The sequence below is a fragment of the Companilactobacillus futsaii JCM 17355 genome, from assembly GCF_001435505.1.
Taxonomy (GTDB): Bacteria; Bacillota; Bacilli; order Lactobacillales; family Lactobacillaceae; genus Companilactobacillus; species Companilactobacillus futsaii.
Genome location: NZ_AZDO01000108.1, coordinates 18,740 through 39,752, shown reverse-complemented (window position 1 = coordinate 39,752; position 21,013 = coordinate 18,740). Strand labels below are relative to the sequence as shown.

The 21,013-nt window shown below is 38.0% G+C and carries 17 protein-coding genes and 1 tRNA gene; 2 read left to right on the top strand and 16 right to left on the bottom strand.

Going from position 1 to position 21,013, the window contains the following annotated elements:
• Positions 1 to 3: 3 nt before the first annotated feature.
• The 8 genes from rpsC to rpsJ are packed head-to-tail and all read right to left on the bottom strand — an operon-like array spanning position 4 to position 4,145.
• Positions 4 to 678, bottom strand: a complete 675-nt coding sequence (gene rpsC, locus FC88_RS08125) for a 30S ribosomal protein S3 (RefSeq protein WP_057814548.1) — start codon at positions 676 to 678, stop codon at positions 4 to 6.
• Positions 679 to 695: 17 nt separating this feature from the next.
• Entirely contained in the window at positions 696 to 1,049 is a 354-nt protein-coding gene (rplV, locus tag FC88_RS08120) for a 50S ribosomal protein L22 (protein WP_010018520.1), read from the bottom strand.
• A gap of 17 nt (positions 1,050 to 1,066) precedes the next feature.
• The gene (rpsS, locus tag FC88_RS08115) at positions 1,067 to 1,348 is read right to left on the bottom strand and encodes a 30S ribosomal protein S19 (protein WP_010018519.1); all 282 of its coding nucleotides are present in this window, start codon (positions 1,346 to 1,348) and stop codon (positions 1,067 to 1,069) included.
• Between the two features lie 34 nt (positions 1,349 to 1,382).
• The gene (gene rplB / locus FC88_RS08110; protein WP_057814546.1) at positions 1,383 to 2,216 is read right to left on the bottom strand and encodes a 50S ribosomal protein L2; all 834 of its coding nucleotides are present in this window, start codon (positions 2,214 to 2,216) and stop codon (positions 1,383 to 1,385) included.
• A 16-nt stretch (positions 2,217 to 2,232) separates the two neighbouring features.
• Positions 2,233 to 2,520, bottom strand: a complete 288-nt coding sequence (rplW, locus tag FC88_RS08105; protein ID WP_057814544.1) for a 50S ribosomal protein L23 — start codon at positions 2,518 to 2,520, stop codon at positions 2,233 to 2,235.
• A complete protein-coding gene (gene rplD / locus FC88_RS08100) occupies positions 2,520 to 3,143 on the bottom strand; it encodes a 50S ribosomal protein L4 (protein WP_057814542.1) in 624 nt (207 codons plus the stop codon). Before rplD ends, rplW begins: the two co-directional genes overlap by 1 nt.
• 17 nt (positions 3,144 to 3,160) lie before the next feature.
• Positions 3,161 to 3,796 (bottom strand): 50S ribosomal protein L3, encoded by a 636-nt coding sequence (gene rplC, locus FC88_RS08095; protein WP_010018514.1) that lies wholly within the window; start codon positions 3,794 to 3,796, stop codon positions 3,161 to 3,163.
• A 40-nt stretch (positions 3,797 to 3,836) separates the two neighbouring features.
• A complete protein-coding gene (gene rpsJ, locus FC88_RS08090) occupies positions 3,837 to 4,145 on the bottom strand; it encodes a 30S ribosomal protein S10 (protein WP_010018513.1) in 309 nt (102 codons plus the stop codon).
• Positions 4,146 to 4,430: 285 nt separating this feature from the next.
• Here rpsJ and FC88_RS08085 point away from each other — a divergent pair, with 285 nt between their 5' ends.
• Positions 4,431 to 5,636: a CPBP family intramembrane glutamic endopeptidase gene (locus FC88_RS08085; RefSeq protein WP_057814540.1), complete on the top strand. Its 1,206-nt coding sequence runs from the start codon at positions 4,431 to 4,433 to the stop codon at positions 5,634 to 5,636.
• Between the two features lie 76 nt (positions 5,637 to 5,712).
• On the opposite strand, the gene fusA is transcribed toward FC88_RS08085, so the two are convergent.
• From fusA to rpsL, 3 genes are read right to left on the bottom strand one after another with little or no spacing between them, the layout of a single operon-like run.
• Entirely contained in the window at positions 5,713 to 7,809 is a 2,097-nt protein-coding gene (fusA, locus tag FC88_RS08080; RefSeq protein ID WP_057814538.1) for an elongation factor G, read from the bottom strand.
• Positions 7,810 to 7,855: 46 nt separating this feature from the next.
• Positions 7,856 to 8,323 carry a 30S ribosomal protein S7 gene (gene rpsG, locus FC88_RS08075; RefSeq protein ID WP_010018510.1) on the bottom strand — a complete coding sequence of 156 codons (468 nt, stop codon included), beginning with the start codon at positions 8,321 to 8,323 and terminating at the stop codon, positions 7,856 to 7,858.
• Between the two features lie 46 nt (positions 8,324 to 8,369).
• Positions 8,370 to 8,783, bottom strand: coding sequence for a 30S ribosomal protein S12 (gene rpsL / locus FC88_RS08070; RefSeq protein WP_010018509.1), 414 nt, complete (start codon positions 8,781 to 8,783; stop codon positions 8,370 to 8,372).
• A gap of 221 nt (positions 8,784 to 9,004) precedes the next feature.
• On the opposite strand from rpsL, the gene FC88_RS13380 reads away from it, so the two are divergent.
• Positions 9,005 to 9,679, top strand: a complete 675-nt coding sequence (locus tag FC88_RS13380) for a prepilin peptidase (protein WP_420838792.1) — start codon at positions 9,005 to 9,007, stop codon at positions 9,677 to 9,679.
• Here FC88_RS13380 and FC88_RS08065 read toward each other — a convergent pair.
• From FC88_RS08065 to FC88_RS08045, 5 genes are all read right to left on the bottom strand, one after another.
• Complete coding sequence (locus FC88_RS08065; protein WP_057814536.1) at positions 9,665 to 10,483, bottom strand: alpha/beta hydrolase; 819 nt, start codon at positions 10,481 to 10,483, stop codon at positions 9,665 to 9,667. The two genes, FC88_RS13380 and FC88_RS08065, sit on opposite strands and share 15 nt — an antisense overlap.
• A 136-nt stretch (positions 10,484 to 10,619) precedes the next feature.
• Entirely contained in the window at positions 10,620 to 14,288 is a 3,669-nt protein-coding gene (rpoC, locus tag FC88_RS08060) for a DNA-directed RNA polymerase subunit beta' (protein ID WP_057814534.1), read from the bottom strand.
• 24 nt (positions 14,289 to 14,312) lie between these two features.
• Positions 14,313 to 17,921, bottom strand: coding sequence for a DNA-directed RNA polymerase subunit beta (gene rpoB / locus FC88_RS08055; RefSeq protein ID WP_057814532.1), 3,609 nt, complete (start codon positions 17,919 to 17,921; stop codon positions 14,313 to 14,315).
• 245 nt (positions 17,922 to 18,166) lie between these two features.
• Positions 18,167 to 20,668 carry an ATP-dependent Clp protease ATP-binding subunit gene (locus FC88_RS08050; protein ID WP_057814530.1) on the bottom strand — a complete coding sequence of 834 codons (2,502 nt, stop codon included), beginning with the start codon at positions 20,666 to 20,668 and terminating at the stop codon, positions 18,167 to 18,169.
• Between the two features lie 264 nt (positions 20,669 to 20,932).
• Positions 20,933 to 21,004: transfer RNA gene (locus tag FC88_RS08045), tRNA-Gly, on the bottom strand.
• Between the last annotated feature and the right edge of the window lie 9 nt (positions 21,005 to 21,013).

The following is a 21,013-nucleotide window of genomic DNA, read 5'->3' as shown; positions in this document are numbered from 1 at the left end:
AGATTATTCTCCTTTCCCTTCAGTTTTTTGATCGTTATGTTGTGGCTTTGCAGGAAGAATTTCACCACGATAAATCCAAGTCTTAACACCTAGATTACCGTATTGAGTCGTTGCTTCAACCCAAGCATAATCGATATCTGCACGCAATGTGTGCAAAGGAACTGTTCCTTCTGTATGCCATTCACGACGAGCCATATCAGCACCGTTTAAACGACCAGAAATTTGTACCTTGATACCTTTAGCACCGGCACGTCTTGAACGTTGAACTGCTTGACGTTGTGCACGTCTGAAAGCAATACGAGCTTCAAGTTGACGAGCGATACTTTCACCAACTAATTTTGCATCTAAATCAGGTTTCTTGATTTCGATGATGTTGATGTGAATACTTCTCTTAGTTAAATTGTTTAGTTCATTACGTAATTTTTCAACTTCTGAACCACCCTTACCGATAACCATACCTGGTTTAGCAGTATGAATTGAAACTGTAACGTTCTTAGCAGTACGTTCGATTTCTATTCTTGATACGGAAGCATTTGAAAGTTTGTCTTCAATATACTTACGAATTCTAAGGTCTTCATGTAAAAATGTTGAAAAGTCTTTATTGTTTGCATACCATTTGGCATCCCAGTCACGGATAACACCGACACGGAATCCGACTGGATTAATCTTTTGACCCACTCAAGTTACCTCCAATACTATTCTTTTTCACTTACTACAACTGTAATGTGACTTGTTCTCTTGTTAATTGGTGATGCTGAACCCTTAGCTCTAGGACGGAAACGTTTTAGAGTTGGTCCTTCGTCTACGAATGCTTCGCTAACGAATAGGTTTTGTGCATCTAAATCAAAGTTATGTTCTGCGTTTGCAATTGCTGACTTAAGAGCTTTAGCAATAATTGGAGAGCCTGCTCTAGGTGTGAATTGCAAAATTGCAAGTGCCTCAGCAGCATTCTTGCCTCTGATTAGATCAATAACAAGGCGAGCCTTACGGGGTGCAATACGCACGTTAGTAACTCTAGCTGTTGCAGATGTAATTTCTTGTTCTGCCATCATTTAAGTCTCCCTTCTTATTTCTTAACTGTCTTCTTGTCATCAGTTGCATGACCATGGAAAGTACGTGTAGGTACGAATTCACCTAATTTGTGACCAACCATATCTTCTTGGATATAAACTGGAACGTGCTTACGACCATCATGAACTGCGATTGTGTATCCTACGAAACTAGGAAAAATTGTTGAACGTCTTGACCATGTTTTGATAACTGATTTCTTATCAGAGTCTTGTTGAGCATCGATCTTCTTTAGAAGGTGTGCGTCAGCAAATGGTCCCTTTTTTAAACTACGACTCATCTTATGTCCTCCTTATATTATTCTAATGAATAGTTTACTTACCTTTTCTATGACGAACGATAAGCTTTTCAGATTTGGCATGTGATGAACGAGTCTTCTTACCCAAGGTCTTCTTACCCCATGGTGACAATGGTGATGGATGACCGATAGGAGCTTTACCTTCACCACCACCGTGTGGGTGATCGTTAGGGTTCATAACTGAACCACGAACTGTAGGTCTCATACCTAACCAACGCTTACGTCCAGCTTTACCAATCTTAATAAGTTCATGTTGTTCATTACCAATAGCACCAACAGTTGCGCGGCAAGTTGAAAGGATCAAACGAACTTCACCAGAAGGCATACGTAAGATTGAATACTTACCATCTCTACCTAACAATTGGATTGAAGCACCAGCTGAACGGCCTAGTTGACCACCCTTACCAGGTTTCAATTCAACGTTGTGAAGTGTTGTACCAACAGGAATATCAGCAAGTGCTAATGCGTTACCTGGTTTGATATCTGCATCTTTACCAGATTCAATAACTTGTCCTACTTCTAGACCCTTTGGAGCCAAGATGTATGATTTAACACCATCTGAATAATGAATAAGTGCAATATTAGCTGTACGGTTAGGATCGTATTCGATAGCCTTAACTGTAGCTTTAACACCGTCTTTGTTACGTTTGAAATCAATAACACGGTATTTTTGTTTGTGTCCACCACCACGGTGACGTACTGTAATATGACCGTATGAGTTACGACCAGCTGTATGGCTTTGTGATTCTAGAAGTGTCTTTTCAGGAGTTGTCTTTGTGATCTCAGAAAAGTCAGAACCATTCATATTACGACGACCGTTTGTGGTTGGTTTATACTTGATAATCGCCATTATTTGACCTCCTTATTTATTCTTCGTCAAAAATCTTAATTTCATCTGAATCTGCTGTAAGAGTAACGATAGCCTTACGACGTTTTGCAGTAAAACCTTCGTAACGACCTTGGCGCTTCTTCTTACCAGAAACATTCATGATATTTACTTGCTTAACCTTAACACCGAAAATTTCTTCAACGGCTTGTCTAACAAGAACTTTGTTAGCATCTAGAGCAACAGCGAAAGTATATTTCTTGTCGTTCATAGCATCCATTGAGCTTTCAGTAATAATAGGGCGAATAATTACGTCTCTAGCGTTCATTATCCAAGCACCTCCTCAATTTTAGAAAGTGCTGCTTTTGTAACAACTAACTTGTTTGCGTTAATAACGTCAAGAACGTTAACACCTTCTGGTGCAACAACCTTAACTTTATCAATGTTTCTTGCTGATAAAGCAACATTGTCGTTACCATCTTCAACAACTACAAGAGCCTTGTTATCAACACCTACTGTATTTAGTAATTGTGCAAAAGCTTTTGTACTTGGCTTGTCGTATGAAATTGAGTCAATAACGATTAAGTTACTGTCAGCAGCCTTTTGTGAAAGTACAGACTTCAATGCCAAACGGCTAACCTTCTTAGGAAGGTGATAGGCATATGATCTTGGTGTTGGGCCGAATACGACACCACCACCTACCCATTGAGGTGATCTAATTGAACCTTGACGAGCACGTCCTGTACCCTTTTGACGCCATGGCTTTCTTCCACCACCACGTACTTCGGAACGGTTCTTAACATCATGAGTACCTTGTCTCATTGATGCACGTTGCATGATTACTGCATCTGTAACAACACTATCGTTTGGTTCGATACCAAAGATTGCATCTTGTACTTCAACAGCACCGTTCTCAGCACCGTTATCTTTGTAAGCTGTGATTTTTGTCATAACTCATTTCCTCCTTCCTATTTTTGATTAGCTTTAATAGCTGTTTGGATTTTAACTAATGATTTGTTTGCACCGGGAACATTACCCTTAATCATGATTGCGTTACGTTCTGCATCAACTTTGATGATTTCAAGGTTTTGTGTAGTAACACGGTTATTACCCATAACACCTGGAAGCATCTTTCCTTTGAATACACGGTTAATGATGGCACCCATTGAACCAGCAACACGGTGATATCTAGAACCGTGAGTTTCTGGACCACGAGCTTGACCAAAACGCTTAATGTTACCTTGCATTCCGTGTCCCTTTGTTGTACCTGTAACGTCGACAATATCACCTGAATTAAATGTATCAACTGTTACGTTGCCACCTAATTCATAATCTCCCATTTCAACATCGCGGAATTCGCGAATGTAGTGTTTAGGAGTTGTGTTTGCCTTTTCTGCATGACCTTTGGCTGGTTTGTTTGATAGGACTTCACGTCTATCTTCAAAACCTAGTTGAACGGCTTCATAACCATCATTTTCAACTGTCTTAAGTTGCATAACAACGTTTGGTGTTGCTTCAACAACTGTTACGGGAACAAGTTCTCCGTTGTCAGTGAAAATTTGAGTCATTCCGACTTTTTTACCAAGAATACCTTTTCTGGCCATGTTTGCACCTCCAATAATTTATTTTTGATTAATTAATTGATTATAATTTGATTTCAATGTCAACACCAGATGGTAGATCCAACTTCATTAGTGAATCAACCGTCTTCTTTGTTGGGTTAACAACGTCGATAAGTCTTTTATGTGTACGCATTTCGAATTGTTCTCTAGAATCCTTGTGCTTGTGTGGTGATGCTAGCACTGTATATAGTGAACGTTCTGTAGGCAATGGAATTGGGCCTGAAATTTGTGCACCAGTTCTTTTTGCTGTTTCCACAATTTTGTCAGCTGATTGATCTAGAATACGATGTTCATAAGCCTTCAAACGAATGCGAATTTTTTGACTTGCCATGGGGTTACCTCCTTTTTGTCTCTTTCAAGATGACCGGCTCCGTGAAAATATCCGCCAGCCCTGCCGTGGCAAAGCGGCCGGGTGTGTCGCAACCTCTCACTTCTAAGCCGTCGATATTATTTCAATATCACTTTAGTACATACTTCTATGTGAAATAAGCACTCTTATAATATTACACGATGAACTCCACATTTTCAAGATTAAATCAAGTATTTTTTCAAATGAAAGACGCTTTCTAAAAAAATGTTTTTCAACTATACTCTAAAGATGTAGTGGAGGTGTAAATTGAATAATAATCTCGAATTTAGTTATAATAACAGGTTTTCACGAAATAATAAAGACAAAAGTTATTTTATTTTGTTCAAAGCTCAAGTTATCCTTAATGCACTAATCTTTTTCTGGTACAGTGCTGTAACCAAAAATCTCTTTTTATTTATCCCTATCTTTTTGAATCTCTTAGCCTTGTACCTAAAACCAAGTCCTGAAAAAATAATTGATCGGATAAATTATATTTTCCAACTATTCTTTCAGTCTGTTACGATTGCAGAATCATATCATTATTTGATCAGCGTCTCCATGCGACTATACAATTGGAACTTACCTTCCTCAATTGCATTACTACTCATTACTATGCTCGTAATTTACATTCCTTACATCAGAGTTTTCTTTGGTGCAATTCATAGTAAAACGTTACAGCTACTAATTAGTATCTTTTGTTTTGCAATCTTAGCAATGAATAATTTGAACCTGATTACTTATGGAACGATTTTGTACTTTAATCCTTTTCTATCATTAGTTATTAATTCTAGTTTTCTCGGAGGCATTACTTTTATGATCCTAATTCTAGTTTTAATGACACGCTGGGGGTACGGTCTTCCAAAAATGCGTTTATCAAAAAACGTCAATTGGGGTGTTCTCAGTTTAGTTTTAATTTTTAGCCTTTGGTTTGTACTCTGGAATGCATTTGGCAGTGGTAATGTTATTACTTCATTCTTCCACTTTAATTTTTCTGGTATTAATTTAAAACCACAATACATTTTAAGTGGTCTCGAAGCCGGCATTGCCGAGGAGTTACTTTTCCGTTATGCATTTTTAACTATTCTGTTAGTTGCCTTTAAAAACAGTCCGTTTCATATATTTTGGGCATCTATCATTAGTAGTTTATGTTTTGGCCTACTACATTTGGGAAACATATCTGCAGGACAAAATTTAGCTAGTACAATTGAACAAGTTATCTTTGCTTTTGGAATGGGACTATTGATGTGTGGTATTTATCTATACACTGATTTATTTTATTTGCCAGTTATCATCCACTTTTTATTGGATACGTTAGTTTTCAGTGTTTCTGGAGAATTAATGTCTGGTAAGGTCACAACAGCCGACAATATCTTGACCATCATTGAAACTTTAGTCTTCATCATAATTGCATTGTTATTACTAAAATCTGTTTATAATAGAAGAAATAGATCATTTAATGGATACTTCTCTTAATTGAGAAGTATTTTTTTGCATAAAAAAAAACGTAACGACGATTGTCATTACGTTTTTTAATTTACTAAATTAGTAATTATTCTTCAGGGTTTCCACCATTTTTCTTAATGATTTCAGCTTGAATTGACTTAGGAACCTTTTCGTAGTGATCCATTGTCATTGTAAATGTACCACGACCTTGTGTTGCTGAACGAAGTGTTGTAGCGTAACCAAACATTTCTGCAAGTGGAACGAAAGCATTGATAAGTTGTGCATTACCACGTGCTTCCATACCTTCAACACGTCCACGACGAGCAGTAACTTGTCCCATAACATCACCCAAGTAATCTTCTGGTGTAACAATTTCAACCTTCATAATAGGTTCAAGAATTACAGCGCCAGCTGACTTAGCAGCGTTACGTAGAGCCATTGAAGCAGCAATCTTGAAGGCAGCTTCAGATGAATCGACTTCGTGATATGAACCATCATACAACTTAGCCTTAACATCGATCAATGGATATCCGGCAAGAACACCATTTTCCATTGATTCTTTCAATCCTTGTTCTACTGAAGGGATGTATTCACGAGGAACAACACCACCGACGATAGCATCTTCGAATTCAAAGCCTTTACCTTCTTCGTTAGGTGTAAATTCAACCCAAACATCACCATATTGACCTTTACCACCAGATTGACGAACGAACTTACCTTGAGCACTTGTTTGTTGTGTAAATGTTTCACGGTAAGCAACTTGAGGTTCACCAACCTTACATGCAACGTTAAATTCACGTTTCATACGATCAACCATGATATCCAAGTGCAATTCACCCATTCCGGCGATCAATGTTTCACCAGTTTCAGGATTTGTTTCAGCTTGGAAAGTTGGATCTTCTTCAGATAGTTTTTGGATAGCAACATCCATCTTATCTCTATCTTCCTTTGAGTTAGGTTCGATAGAAACTTGGATAACTGGATCTGGAATATCCAATGATTCAAGGATCAATGGGTGATCAGTATCTGTTAGAGAATCACCTGTTGTAGTGTTCTTCAAACCGATAACAGCAGCGATATCACCAGAGAATACTTCAGGGATTTCCTTACGGTGGTTAGAGTGCATTTGTAGCAAACGACCAACACGTTCACGCTTGTTCTTAGTTGAGTTAAGAACGTATGAACCTGATTCTAGTGAACCTCTATATACACGAATGTATGTTAGACGTCCAACGAATGGGTCAGTAGCAATCTTAAATGCTAAACCAGCAAATGGCTTTGAATCGTCAGCCATAAGTTCAACTTCTGAGTCATCCTTAGGATCTGTAGCCTTATAAGGACGTACATCAAGTGGTGATGGTAAGTAGTCAACAACGGCATCCATCAACATTTGAACACCCTTATTCTTGAAGGCAGAACCTGCAAGAACTGGGAAGAACTTCAAGTTAATTGTTGCTTTACGAATAGCAGCACGGATCTCATCGTTACTGATTTCTTCACCTTCAAGGTACTTGTCCATGATATCATCATCAACATCAGCAACAGCTTCGATCAATTCAGAACGTTTCTTTTCAGCTTCAGCACGATATTCTTCAGGAACATCAACTGTATCCCATTTTGTACCTAATTCATCTTCGTCGTATAGATCGGCTTTCATTTCAAGCAAGTCGATAACACCTTCGAATTTGTCTTCGGCACCAATAGGCATTTGAATAGCATGTGCGTTAGCATCTAGTCTTTCATGCAATGTTTCTACAGAGTAGTCAAAGTTAGCACCGATTTTATCCATCTTGTTAACAAAGACGATTCTTGGAACACCGTATGTTGAAGCTTGACGCCAAACATTTTCTGTTTGTGGTTCAACACCTGATTGAGCATCAAGAACTGTAATAGCACCATCTAGAACACGGAGTGAACGTTCAACTTCGATTGTGAAGTCAACGTGTCCTGGAGTATCAATGATATTGATACGGTTGTTCTTCCATTCAGCAGTTGTAGCAGCTGATGTGATAGTAATACCACGTTCTTGTTCTTGAGCCATCCAGTCCATTTGTGAAGCACCATCATGTGTTTCACCAATTTTATGGATTTTACCAGTATAGTACAAGATACGTTCTGTAGTTGTAGTTTTACCGGCATCGATGTGGGCCATGATACCAATATTACGGGTATCTTCTAGTGGAAATTCACGTTTATTAGCCATGAAAAATTGTTTCTCCTCTCAAATTAACTAGTTTTAAAACTAGATCCTACCAGCGATAGTGAGCGAATGCACGGTTAGCATCGGCCATCTTGTGTGTATCTTCACGTTTCTTAACAGCAGCACCAGTATTGTTAGCTGCATCCATAATTTCGTTAGCTAGACGTTCGTCCATTGTGTGTTCACCACGTAGACGAGCATAACTTGTAATCCAACGAAGTCCAAGAGTTGTACGACGATCTGGACGAACTTCGATAGGAATTTGATAGTTAGAACCACCGATACGGCGAGCCTTAACTTCAAGAACAGGCATAACATTGTTCATTGCTTCTTCAAACACGTCCAATGGTTCGTTACCTGTTTTATCCTTAATAATATCGAATGCACGATATAAAATTGTTGAAGCAGTACCTCTTTTACCATCATACATCAAATGGTTGATCAAACGAGTTACTAGCTTTGAGTTGTACATTGGGTCTGGCAAAACATCACGTTTTGGAGCTCTACCTTTACGCATATTAAATTCCTCCGTTATTACATTATTTCTTTATAATAATTAATTGTTATTTCTTAGGCTTCTTAGCACCATATTTTGAACGACTTTGCATACGTCCATCAACACCGGCAGTATCTAAGGCACCACGAACAACGTGATAACGAACACCAGGTAGATCCTTTACACGTCCACCACGTACTAAAACAACACTGTGCTCTTGTAGGTTGTGGCCAATTCCTGGGATATATGCTGTTACTTCAATAAGGTTTGATAATCTAACACGGGCATACTTACGTAGGGCAGAGTTAGGTTTCTTAGGTGTCATTGTTCCGACACGAGTTGCAACACCACGTTTTTGTGGGGCTGGGTTCTTTGTGGCAACTTTCTTCATACTATTGTAGCCGTAGTTCAATGCAGGTGCATCAGACTTTGAAGTTTGTGACTTACGGCCTTTGCGAACTAATTGATTAATTGTAGGCATTCAAAGTTCCTCCTAATTATTTAAGTACACACATCCAGGTGGTTCATATTTGAGTAAAATAATAAACCACGTTAGTGGCGTACGTTATGAGCTTTATATTTAATAAACAAACTAATATTGCTGCCAATAAAAGCACGTCTATTAGAATACCATCTTAAAAATGCCATGTCAATGCAACCTTTCTAAAAAGTTATCCACATTTCAACGTAATCTTTAATGAGGTGGTTAAATTGATATACTTTTTATACTTATTATTTTTCATACTAGGAGCTTGCATTATCTCCTTTCTAAAAGTCATTGCACATGATTACCCACAGATCAGTCTTTCTCGGCGTTCTCATTGTGACTACTGCAGTAGGATTCTACGATGGTTCGAAATTATACCTATAATAGGTTATTTCATAATTCATGGTAAATGCAATTCTTGCAAAAATCAACTTAATTTTAGTAATCCGCTTCTTGAATTCATAGGTGGTTTGATGTCATGTTTTTTATTATATATTGATGACTTCTCTTACTTGCCCCTTTTTCTAATGTTAATTGTTTTAGGATTTAGTGACTTCTTCTTTGGCTACATTTATCCTATTTTTTATTTACTAGCTCTTCCAAGCTTTTTTCTACGTTTTAATCATTTACATTGGCTGGCTGCAATAGCCATCTATTTAAGTTTGATTTTATTACAAAAAATATATTCTCTAGGATTAGGAGACATTGAAGTCTTAACTATCATTGGATTGCTTTTCGATTTAAATTCATTTTTATGCATATTATTATTAGCTTGTTGTTTTTGTCTGATTCAATATTTCGGGTACAAAAAAAGAGCTTTTAGATTCATCCCTTATTTGACTTGGTCAACAGGAATAATCTATCCGCTCTCTTATTTAATGTTTAGGTAAAATCTTTTGTAATTTAAGCCAGTTAACACAAAGCTCCCACCATTTAGCATCATAATCATTGAGGTTTTTCTCCACCCCAGGATTTTGAGTAACATAAGTTGCTAACGACAATCCATGGTTACCAGATCCAAATAAATGCATTTCATATGGAATCTTTAAGATATCCATCTTTTGAGCATAAATGATTGAATTCATCACTGGCACTACTTCATCTGTAACAGTTTGCCAAATGAATGTTGGTTTTCCATTCTTAGTCAAATGCTCTTGAGCTTGCCAATAATAAATATCTGGAGAAATCTTCATAGCCCAACTATCATCTTTAGGCCAACCTAGTGTCATATCAACGACTGGATACCCCATAACGTTAACGGCTGGTTCAACTTGCAATTCATCAGTAAAAATCTTCTCACGTTGTTCTGGATCCAACATGATGGAGTTAAAGTCAGCCACAATTTGGCTCCCAGCTGAAAAGCCTATTAAAATAACTTTCTTTAAATCAATATGATGTTCACCTTGAGTTTTCAACCAATTCAAAGTCGTTGCCATTTCTTGTAATGACAATGGATAAACACTGTGATCATCATCGACTAATTGATAACGTAGCACTATGGCGTGAACACCGATTGAATTAAACTTCAAAGCGATTGGTTGTGCTTCACGATCAGAATGAAATTTAAAACCACCACCAGGACAGATGATAACTACCGGACGATCAACTTGTTCTTCATAATCTACTAATGGATCAATCCAATAAGTATCAACTGTAAATTTGGTGTCTTTATATGATAATTCTTGTTTTTGCAAAATATTAACCCCCAAATTATTTTCAGTAATTTATACCTACTATTATAGTGGATAATACTGAAATAAATACAAGTCATTTGTCCAACATTTTACAAAAAAAGCCGATAGAAATTAATCTATCGACTTTTTTTATTTATTAATGCTTTTCTTCTTTAGCAGCATCTTCAGCTTTCATTTGAGCTTCGATATCAGAAATTGTGTAAGCACCATTTAATGAATTGTCTGCCATAGGGCCGACTTTCTTAGGTTCCATATGGTTGTACTTAGCCATACCAGTACCAGCAGGGATAAGCTTACCAATAATAACATTTTCCTTAAGACCAAGAAGTGGATCATTTTTACCTCTAATTGAAGCATCTGTAAGAACTCTTGTTGTTTCTTGGAAGGAAGCAGCTGACAAGAAACTGTTAGTTTCAAGAGATGCTTTCGTAATACCAAGAAGAACAGGACGTCCAGTAGCAGGAACACCACCATTGAACAATGTCTCACGGTTATGGTCAGTAAATTGAGAAATATCCATCAATTGACCAGGCAATACATCTGTGTCACCAGGATCAAGAATACGGATCTTTCTAAGCATTTGTCTAACCATGACCTCAAAGTGCTTATCAGAGATATCAACACCTTGCATACGGTAAACTTTTTGAATTTCAGCAAGCAAATAGTTTTCTGTATGTAGGACGTTTGTAACTTTGATCAATTCCTTAGGATCGATTGAACCTTGTGTCAACTTACCACCACGTTTAACGTGATCACCTTCGGCAACCGCAACACTTGATGTGTAAGGTACACTGTAAGATCTCTTATCGATATCACCTTCAACAGTGATTTCCTTAGTATGTTCAGCTGGGTTTTCATCGATTGCAGTAACAGTACCATCAACTTCAGAAATAACAGCAAGACCTTTAGGATTTCTAGCTTCAACAATTTCTTGAACACGAGGAAGTCCTTGGGTAATATCATCGCCACCAGCAACACCACCGGTATGGAAGTTTCTCATAGTCAATTGTGTACCAGGTTCACCGATTGATTGGGCGGCAACAGTACCAACAGCTTCACCAATTTCAACTTCTTCACCAGTAGCAAGGTTTCTACCGTAACATTTCTTACATACACCATGCTTTGTATCACATGTGAATGCAGAACGGATTGTAACGTGTGTAACACCTGCGTCAACAACCTTTTGAGCAATATCTTCATCCATCAAGACACCACGAGGAACAATGACGTCACCAGTCTTAGGATCCTTGACAGTCTTTTGAGTATAACGACCAACTAGTCTGTCATACAATGGTTCGATCATATCAGTACCTTCAGTGATTGCACTTACGACAAGACCACGATCAGTACCACAATCTTCTTCACGAACAATAACATCTTGAGCAACATCAACTAGACGGCGTGTTAAGTAACCTGAGTTGGCTGTCTTCAAGGCTGTATCAGTCATACCTTTACGAGCACCGTGGGTTGACATGAACATTTCCATAACTGTTAGTCCTTCACGGAAGTTAGAAATAACAGGGATTTCCATCATACCACCGTTAGGAGCAGCCATAAGTCCACGCATACCAGCTAGCTGAGTAAAGTTTGAAATGTTACCACGGGCACCAGAGTCAGACATCATTGAGATAGGGTTTGTAGGATCAAATGAGTCAATCAACAATTGTTGAATTTCATCCTTTGTATCGTTCCAAACACTGATAACACGGTCGTGACGTTCTGAGTCAGTGATAAGACCACGACGGAATTGCTTAGAAATTGAAGCAACTTGTTTGTGGGCTTTTTCAATGATTTCAGGTTTTTGAGTTAAGTTAGGAACATCAGTAACACCAACTGTCAAACCAGAAAGTGTACAGATTGTGTAACCTAATTCCTTCATATCATCAAGTAGTGATGAAGTTCTTTGAACACGGTAAATCTTGAAGACTTGAGCGATGATATCTGATAGATAACCACTCTTCAATGGGTCTACTAGATCCATTTCGTCAAGACGTTGATGAATATCTTCACCATTACCAAGGAAGTATTTATCAGGAACACCATGCATCAAGTTGTCATCAGTTGGTTCATTCAAGTATGGGAAATCTTCAGGAAGAATTTCGTTAAAGATTACTTTACCAACTGAAGTAATCATAACTTTATCTCTTTGTTCATCCTTGAATGGCTTATTAGGCATTGAATCTACAGCGATACCAATTCTTGTGTGGTAGTGAACATCACCATTTAGAAGTGCTGTTTGTACTTCGTTAGCATCCTTGAAGATCTTACCTTCACCAGTCATATGTCTTGTTTCGATTGTTAGATAGTAGTTACCTAAAACAACATCCTGTGAAGGAGTAACGATAGGCTTACCATCTTTAGGAGCAAGAATATGGTGAGCAGCTAGCATCAACATACGAGCTTCAGCTTGAGCTTCGTCTGATAGAGGAACGTGGATAGCCATCTGATCCCCATCGAAATCAGCATTGTAAGCTTCACAAGCTAATGGGTGCAAACGCATTGATTTACCATCAACCAATACAGGTTCAAAGGCTTGAATACCAAGTCTGTGAAGTGTAGGGGCACGGTTAAGAAGTACTGGACGTTCCTTGATAACATCTTCTAGTACATCCCAGATATCATCATCTTGTCTGTCGATCTTTCTTCTAGCATTTTTAACGTTAGAAGCAATTTCTCTTTTTACAAGTTCATGCATAACGAATGGTTTGAACAATTCCAAAGCCATTTCGCGTGGAAGTCCACATTGATAGAACTTAAGTGTAGGACCAACATCGATAACTGAACGTCCTGAGTAGTCAACACGTTTACCAAGTAAGTTTTGACGGAAACGTCCTTGCTTACCTTTAAGCATGTGTGAAAGTGACTTCAATGGACGGTTACCAGGACCTGTAACAGGACGGCCACGACGACCATTATCGATCAAAGCATCGACAGCTTCTTGCAACATTCTCTTTTCATTTTGAACAATGATACTTGGAGCGTGCAAGTCTAACAATCTCTTCAAACGATTGTTACGGTTAATAACACGACGGTACAAATCGTTCAAATCAGAAGTGGCAAAACGGCCACCTTCAAGTTGAACCATTGGACGTAAATCAGGTGGGATAACGGGAATTGCTTCCATTATCATCCATTCAGGTTTGTTACCTGATTTTTGGAAAGCACTTAAGATATCCAAACGTCTGATAGCACGTGTACGTTTTTGTCCTTGAGCGGACTTCAATGTTTCACGTAGTTCTTTAACTTCAGCATCCATATCAACTTGGCTAAGTAAATCACGGACACCTTCAGCACCCATCTTAGCAACAAACTTGTCACCAAATTCTTCACGTTTCTTACGATATTCTGTTTCAGTTAATAGTTGTTTCTTTTCTAGATCTGTTTCACCTGGGTCGATAACTACATATGATGCAAAGTAGATTACTTCTTCCAAGTTTCTTGGACTCATGTCCAAAACAAGTCCCATACGTGATGGGATACCCTTGAAGTACCAGATGTGTGATACTGGGGCTGCTAGTTCGATATGAGCCATACGTTCACGACGAACCTTTGAACGAGTAACTTCAACACCACAGCGGTCACAAACAATACCCTTATAACGGATACGCTTGTACTTACCACAGGCACATTCCCAGTCTTTAGTTGGTCCGAAAATTCTTTCATCGAATAGACCATCTTTTTCTGGTTTCAAAGTACGGTAGTTGATAGTTTCTGGCTTTTTAACTTCCCCATAAGACCAACTACGAATCTTATCCGGAGATGCTAAACCAATTTGCATACTTTCGAATTTATTAACGTCTATCAAAAGGTAACCTCCCTAAAGTTTTAACTAGTTTTCTGATTTTGTACTAGTTGAGTCAGCTGAATCTTTAGATGCTTCGACTTTCTTAGCTTCTTCTTCAGCACGTTTTTGTTCTTGTTGTTTAGCAAACTTAGATAGAGCGTCAATGCTTACTGTATCTTCATCTTCGTCCATATCTCTAAGTTCAATTTCTTTCTTATGTGAGTCTAGAACTTTCATATCTAGTCCTAAGGCTTGTAGTTCTTTGACAAGAACACGGAATGATTCAGGAACACCAGGTTTTGGAATACTTTCACCCTTAACGATAGCTTCATAAGTCTTAACACGTCCAACGATATCATCAGACTTGTATGTCAAGATTTCTTGCAATGTATAAGCGGCACCATAAGCTTCAAGGGCCCAAACTTCCATTTCACCAAATCTCTGTCCACCAAATTGTGCTTTACCACCAAGTGGTTGTTGAGTAACTAGTGAGTATGGTCCGATTGAACGAGCATGAAGTTTATCATCAACCATGTGAGCTAGTTTCAAGTAATACATGACACCAACAGCAACACGGTTCTTAAATGGTTCACCAGTACGTCCATCATAAAGGATTGACTTACCATCTGAATCCATATCAGCTTCTTTAACAATGTCCCAAAGTTCATCGTTAGTTACACCATCGAAAACAGGTGTTGTAACGTGGATACCAAGTTTTCTAGCGGCCATACCTAAGTGAAGGTCTAGAACTTGTCCGATATTCATACGTGATGGAACACCCATTGGGTTCAATAGGATATCTACTGGAGTACCATCTGGCATGTATGGCATATCTTCTTCAGGAACAACGATTGAAACAGTACCCTTGTTACCGTGACGTCCAGCCATCTTGTCACCAACTTGAATCTTACGCTTTTGAGCAATGTAAACACGAACTAACATGTTAACACCAGGATCAAGTTCGTCTCCGGCTTCACGAGTAAAGACTTTAACGTCTTGAATAATTCCGCCACCACCATGTGGTACACGAAGTGAAGTATCACGAACTTCACGAGCCTTTTCACCAAAGATAGCGTGCAATAGTCTTTCTTCGGCTGATAATTCTGTAACACCCTTAGGTGTAACTTTACCAACTAAGATATCACCATCACGAACTTCAGCACCGATACGAATAATTCCGAATTCGTCAAGATCCTTCAATGAATCTTCACCAACATTAGGAATTTCACGTGTGATTTCTTCAGGTCCAAGTTTAGTATCACGTGCTTCTGACTCATACTCTTCGATATGGATTGAAGTATATGCATCTTCACGAACTAATTTTTCTGAAAGAACGATTGCATCTTCATAGTTATACATATTCCATGTCATGAAGGCGATAAGTGGGTTTTGACCAAGGGCTAATTCACCGTTTTCCATAGCAGGCCCATCAGCAATAATTTCACCCTTCTTAACTTCTTCACCCTTATGAACAATAGGTCTTTGGTTATATGACTTACCGTTATTTGAACGACGGAACTTAGTGATCTTGTAATCATCAGTTGTACCGTCTTCGTCACGTTTGATAGTAACTTTCTTAGCATCAACGTATTCAACAACACCACTGTAGTCAGCAAGCAAAGCAGCACCAGAATCATGAGCAGCAATGTATTCCATACCAGTACCAACTAATGGTGCATGTGGATTGATCAAAGGAACAGCTTGACGTTGCATGTTAGCACCCATCAAGGCACGGTTTGAGTCATCGTTTTCCAAGAAAGGAATACATGCAGTAGCAACAGAAACTACTTGCTTAGGAGAAACGTCCATGTAATCGACTTTTTCTGGAGTAGTTTCGATGTTGTCATCCTTATGACGAGCCAAAATTGTATTATCAACAAATGAACCATCGTCATTCAATGGTGTATTGGCTTGGGCAACAACATAGTTATCTTCTTCATCAGCAGTCAAGTAATCGATCTTGTCAGTTACTTTGTGAGTATCCCATGAAACACGACGATATGGTGTTTCAATGAAACCATATTTGTTGATGATAGCGTATGAAGCCAAATTATTAATAAGTCCAATATTAGGTCCTTCAGGTGTTTCAATAGGACACATACGACCATAGTGAGTATAGTGAACGTCACGAACTTCATATCCGGCACGGTCACGAGTCAAACCACCAGGTCCAAGGGCTGAAAGACGACGCTTGTGTTCTAGTTCTCCAAGTGGGTTTGTTTGATCCATGAATTGTGACAATTGTGATGAACCAAAGAATTCTTTGATTGAAGCTACAACGGGTCTAATATTGATCAATTGTTGAGGTGTAACAGTAGCTGAGTCTTGAATTGACATTCTTTCACGTACAACACGTTCCATACGTGACAAACCGATACGGAATTGGTTTTGTAGTAATTCACCAACAGAACGAATACGACGGTTACCCAAGTGATCAATATCATCTGTAGTACCGATGTCTTCTTTCAAGTTCAAAAAGTAGTTAATACCGGCTAAAATGTCAGCTGGTGTAATTGTGCGGTTTTCTTCAGGAATATGACCGTTACCAATAATATTAACAACTTTTTCATTATCAGCTTCTGAATAAATCTTGATTGTTTGAATAGTAATTGGATCTGTTAGAACACCTTCATCTGAAGGAGTCATAGTAATAGTCTTGAAATCATCTCTATCAAGATATGGACTCAATTTCTTCATTGCATCACGATCAAGCAATGTGTCCTTAGCTAAAATAACTTCACCAGTATCTGGGTCAGCAAGAGTTTCAGCCAAAGTCTTGTTAAGAAGTCTAGTCTTAAGATTTAACTTCTTATTGATCTTGTAACGACCAACAGGAGCTAAGTCATATCTACGTGGGTCAAAGAATCTAGCATATAGTAATGAACGAGAACTATCTGCAGTCTTTGGTTCACCAGGACGAAGTCTTTCATAGATATCTTTCAAAGCTTCTTCAACACGTGAGTCAGTTGCTTCCTTATGAACATCTTTTTCAAGAGTAAGGTTTAAAGTATCGTTTTCACCAAAAATATCAAGAATTTCTGAATCTTCACCAAAGCCAAGGGCTCTAACTAGTTCAGAAATAGGCAACTTTCTAGTTCTATCGATTCTTACATAACCGATACCTTTAGCATCAGTTTCATATTCCAACCATGCACCACGGTTAGGGATAACAGTAGTACCGTAGTTGATACGGCCATTTTTATCAGTATCTTGATTGTAATAAATACCAGGAGAACGTACTAATTGAGAAACAATAACACGTTCAGCACCGTTGATGATGAAAGTTCCTTCATCTGTCATGATTGGGAAATCACCAAAGAAGACATCTTGTGTCTTGATTTCACCAGTTTCATGATTTGTCAACTTCAAAGTTACGTGTAATGGTGCTGAGAAGTTTGCATCATGTGCTCTAGCTTCTTCAGCAGTATATTTTGGTTCGAGCAACTTGTAATCGACGTATTCCAAAGAAAGATTTCCCGCAAAGTCATCGATTGGCATAATATCGTCAAACATATCTTTTAGTCCTTCATCTAAGAACCACTTGTAAGAATTTGTTTGGATGTCAATCAAATTTGGCAAAGGAAGTACTTCCTTGATCTTTGCATAACTACGACGAACACGGTGTGCACCATAATTAACGTTATGATAAGTCAAATTTTTCACCTCAACATTTAATTTGTTCAAATCACATCTCAAATATTACAATTTGATTACAATTTGTCTGAAAACGGTTTTATAACCTAATTTTAGGCAAAAAAAAACCAAAAATAGAATCAAAAATCTATTTTTGCGTTTTTTATTTAGCATAACCACGGACAATAGATCGTGATATGCGATTTGAACTTTGAATCTCAAAAGACATAATACTCTGACAGTCTCATCTTGTCAATAGTTGGAAATTATTTTTGATGAGTTAGAGTTTTTTTATTTTCTGGTTTAGCTATATTGATAGTTAACTTGCCTTTCTTAGAACCAACCTTGATCGTATCACCAGCATCAACCTTACCCATTAAGAGTTGTTCACTGACTGGATCTTCAATTTCTCTTTGAATGGTTCTTCTCATTGGACGAGCACCATACTCTGGATTGTAGCCATCTTTAACTAAATCGTTATAAGCAGTTGGAGAAATTACTAACTTAATATCTCTTTCAGCTAAACGCTTTTGAAGGTTACTACTCATAATCTTAGCAATTGCCTTAAGTTGTTCTTTGTTCAAAGCCTTGAAGACAATCGTTTCATCGACACGATTCAAGAACTCTGGACGGAAGAATTTCTTCATTTCAGCATCGATACGTTCTTGCATTTCTTTGAAATCATCATGGACATCTTTAGCACCGAAACCAACTTCTTTTTCTTCATTCAAGGCTCTAGCACCTAAGTTAGAAGTCATGATGATGATCGTATTTCTGAAGTCGACTTTACGACCCTTAGCATCAGTTAAAATACCATCATCGAGAACTTGCAACAAGATATTGAAGACATCAGGATGAGCTTTTTCAACTTCATCTAGGAGAACAACTGAATAAGGTTCATTTCTAACTTTCTCAGTCAATTGTCCACCTTCATCGAAACCAACGTAGCCTGGAGCCGAACCAATCAATTTAGAAGTACTGTATTGTTCCATATATTCAGACATATCGACACGGATCATGTTGTCTTCTGAACCGAACATAACTTCAGCGATTGACTTAGCCAATTCAGTCTTACCAACACCAGTAGGTCCTAAGAACATAAATGAGCCGATTGGACGGTTTGGATCTTTCATACCACTTCTGGCACGACGAATAGCACGGGATACAGCACTGATAGCAGTATCTTGACCAATAACACGTTTGTGGAGTTCTTTCTCAAGGTTAAGCAGCTTCTCGCTTTCCTTACGAGTAATTTGTTTAACTGGAACACCAGTCCATTCAGCAATCACTTCAGCAATATCATCAGCTGTAACAACTGGTTTTTTACTTGTAGATTTTTTATTTTTAAGTTTTGCGATTTGTGACTGAATATCTTGTTCTTCTTCACGAATTTTAGCAGCTTTTTCAAAATCTTGATCTAAAATAGCGTTGTTCTTATCGTTGATCAACTGCATCGATTGGTTAGTTAATTCTTCTAGCTTGTTGTTCTTTGATACATTATGAATTCTAACTTTAGCTGAGGCCTCATCCATCAAATCAATAGCCTTATCAGGCAAGAAACGGTTTGTTAGATAACGAGTTGAGAGCCGAACCGCTGCCTCAACTGCCTCATCAGAAATAGTTAAACCATGATGTTGTTCATATCTAGGACGCAAACCATCCAAAATTTGAACAGAATCTTTAGCACTAGGTTCTTCAACGTAAACTTTGGCAAAACGACGTTCCAAAGCAGTATCTTTTTCAATGTATTTTTGATATTCATTTGAAGTTGTAGCACCGATCAATTGCAATTCGCCACGAGCTAAAGCTGGCTTCAAAATGTTAGAAGCATCAATTGCTCCTTCAGCACCACCGGCACCAATTAAGGTATGCAATTCATCGATAAATAAAATTACGTGCTTATCTTCATAAATCTCTTGAATAATCTTTTTAAGTCGGTCCTCAAACTCACCACGATACTTAGTACCGGCGACTAATGAACCCATATCAAGCATCATGATACGTTTGTTTTGCATATCAAAAGGAACTTCTTTTTTAACGATGCTAATAGCTAACCCTTCAGCAATAGCAGTTTTACCAACACCAGGTTCACCTACTAGAACAGGATTATTCTTCGTCCGACGACTAAGGATTTGAATAGTTCTTTCAACTTCCTTTTGACGACCAATAACAGGATCGATTTGATTGTCCTTAGCCATCTTTGTCAAATCACGAGCTAATGAGTCAAGTGTTGGTGTACCACCTTTACCTTTAGCTTGTCCTTGACTTTTTCTTTGTTTGTCAGACAAATTGGCTGCAAAACCACGGCGAGCTGCCTTGTTGGACATTCCCATCTTCGAAAGAAGCAATGATTTAGTCTTAGCCAAACTAAGTCCTAAGTTAACTAAAATTCGATTTGCTAAATTATCAGCGTCATCAAGAATTGCTAACAAAATGTGTTCAGTTCCGACACGATTTGATTTGTATACGTCAGAAACTTCTTGAGCTGCACTTAAAATTAATTGTCCTTTAGGAGAATATGGTAGGTAAATTCCCTTAGCAGTATTAGATGAGACATCCCCATAACCTGTCAGATGTTCAATCTCCTCTTCAACATCTCGATCACTAACAGCTAGATCTCTCAAAGTAATACCGGCGATACCATCATTTTCCATTGTTAAACCAAGTAAAATATGCTCAGTTCCAACAGCATTGTGATGAAATGCTTTAGCACGTTCTTGAGCTAAAACAAGTGCATTCTTGGCGCTTTCGGTAAATACTTTGTCCATTAACGTTACCTCTACTTTTTAAGTGTCTGTTTAGAAAGTATAATTGTGTTTTCAAAAAAAGCAATTAATTTAACTTATTCACTTCAGATTAATAATAAAATTCAATTACCTTACTAATAATTGTTCTCAATTAGAATCCTAACACATTCCTGAAGTTAATATAGGAATTTTAGATTGCCTTTTTGAACAATTCTTAGAGAACGAAAAAAGGCAATCAATTCTTTGTCAGAATTAATTACCCTTTTTTACTTTCAAATTCTCTGAAGCGGAAGACGGGATTCGAACCCGCGACCCCCACCATGGCAAGGTGATGTTCTACCACTGAACTACTTCCGCATTATGTAA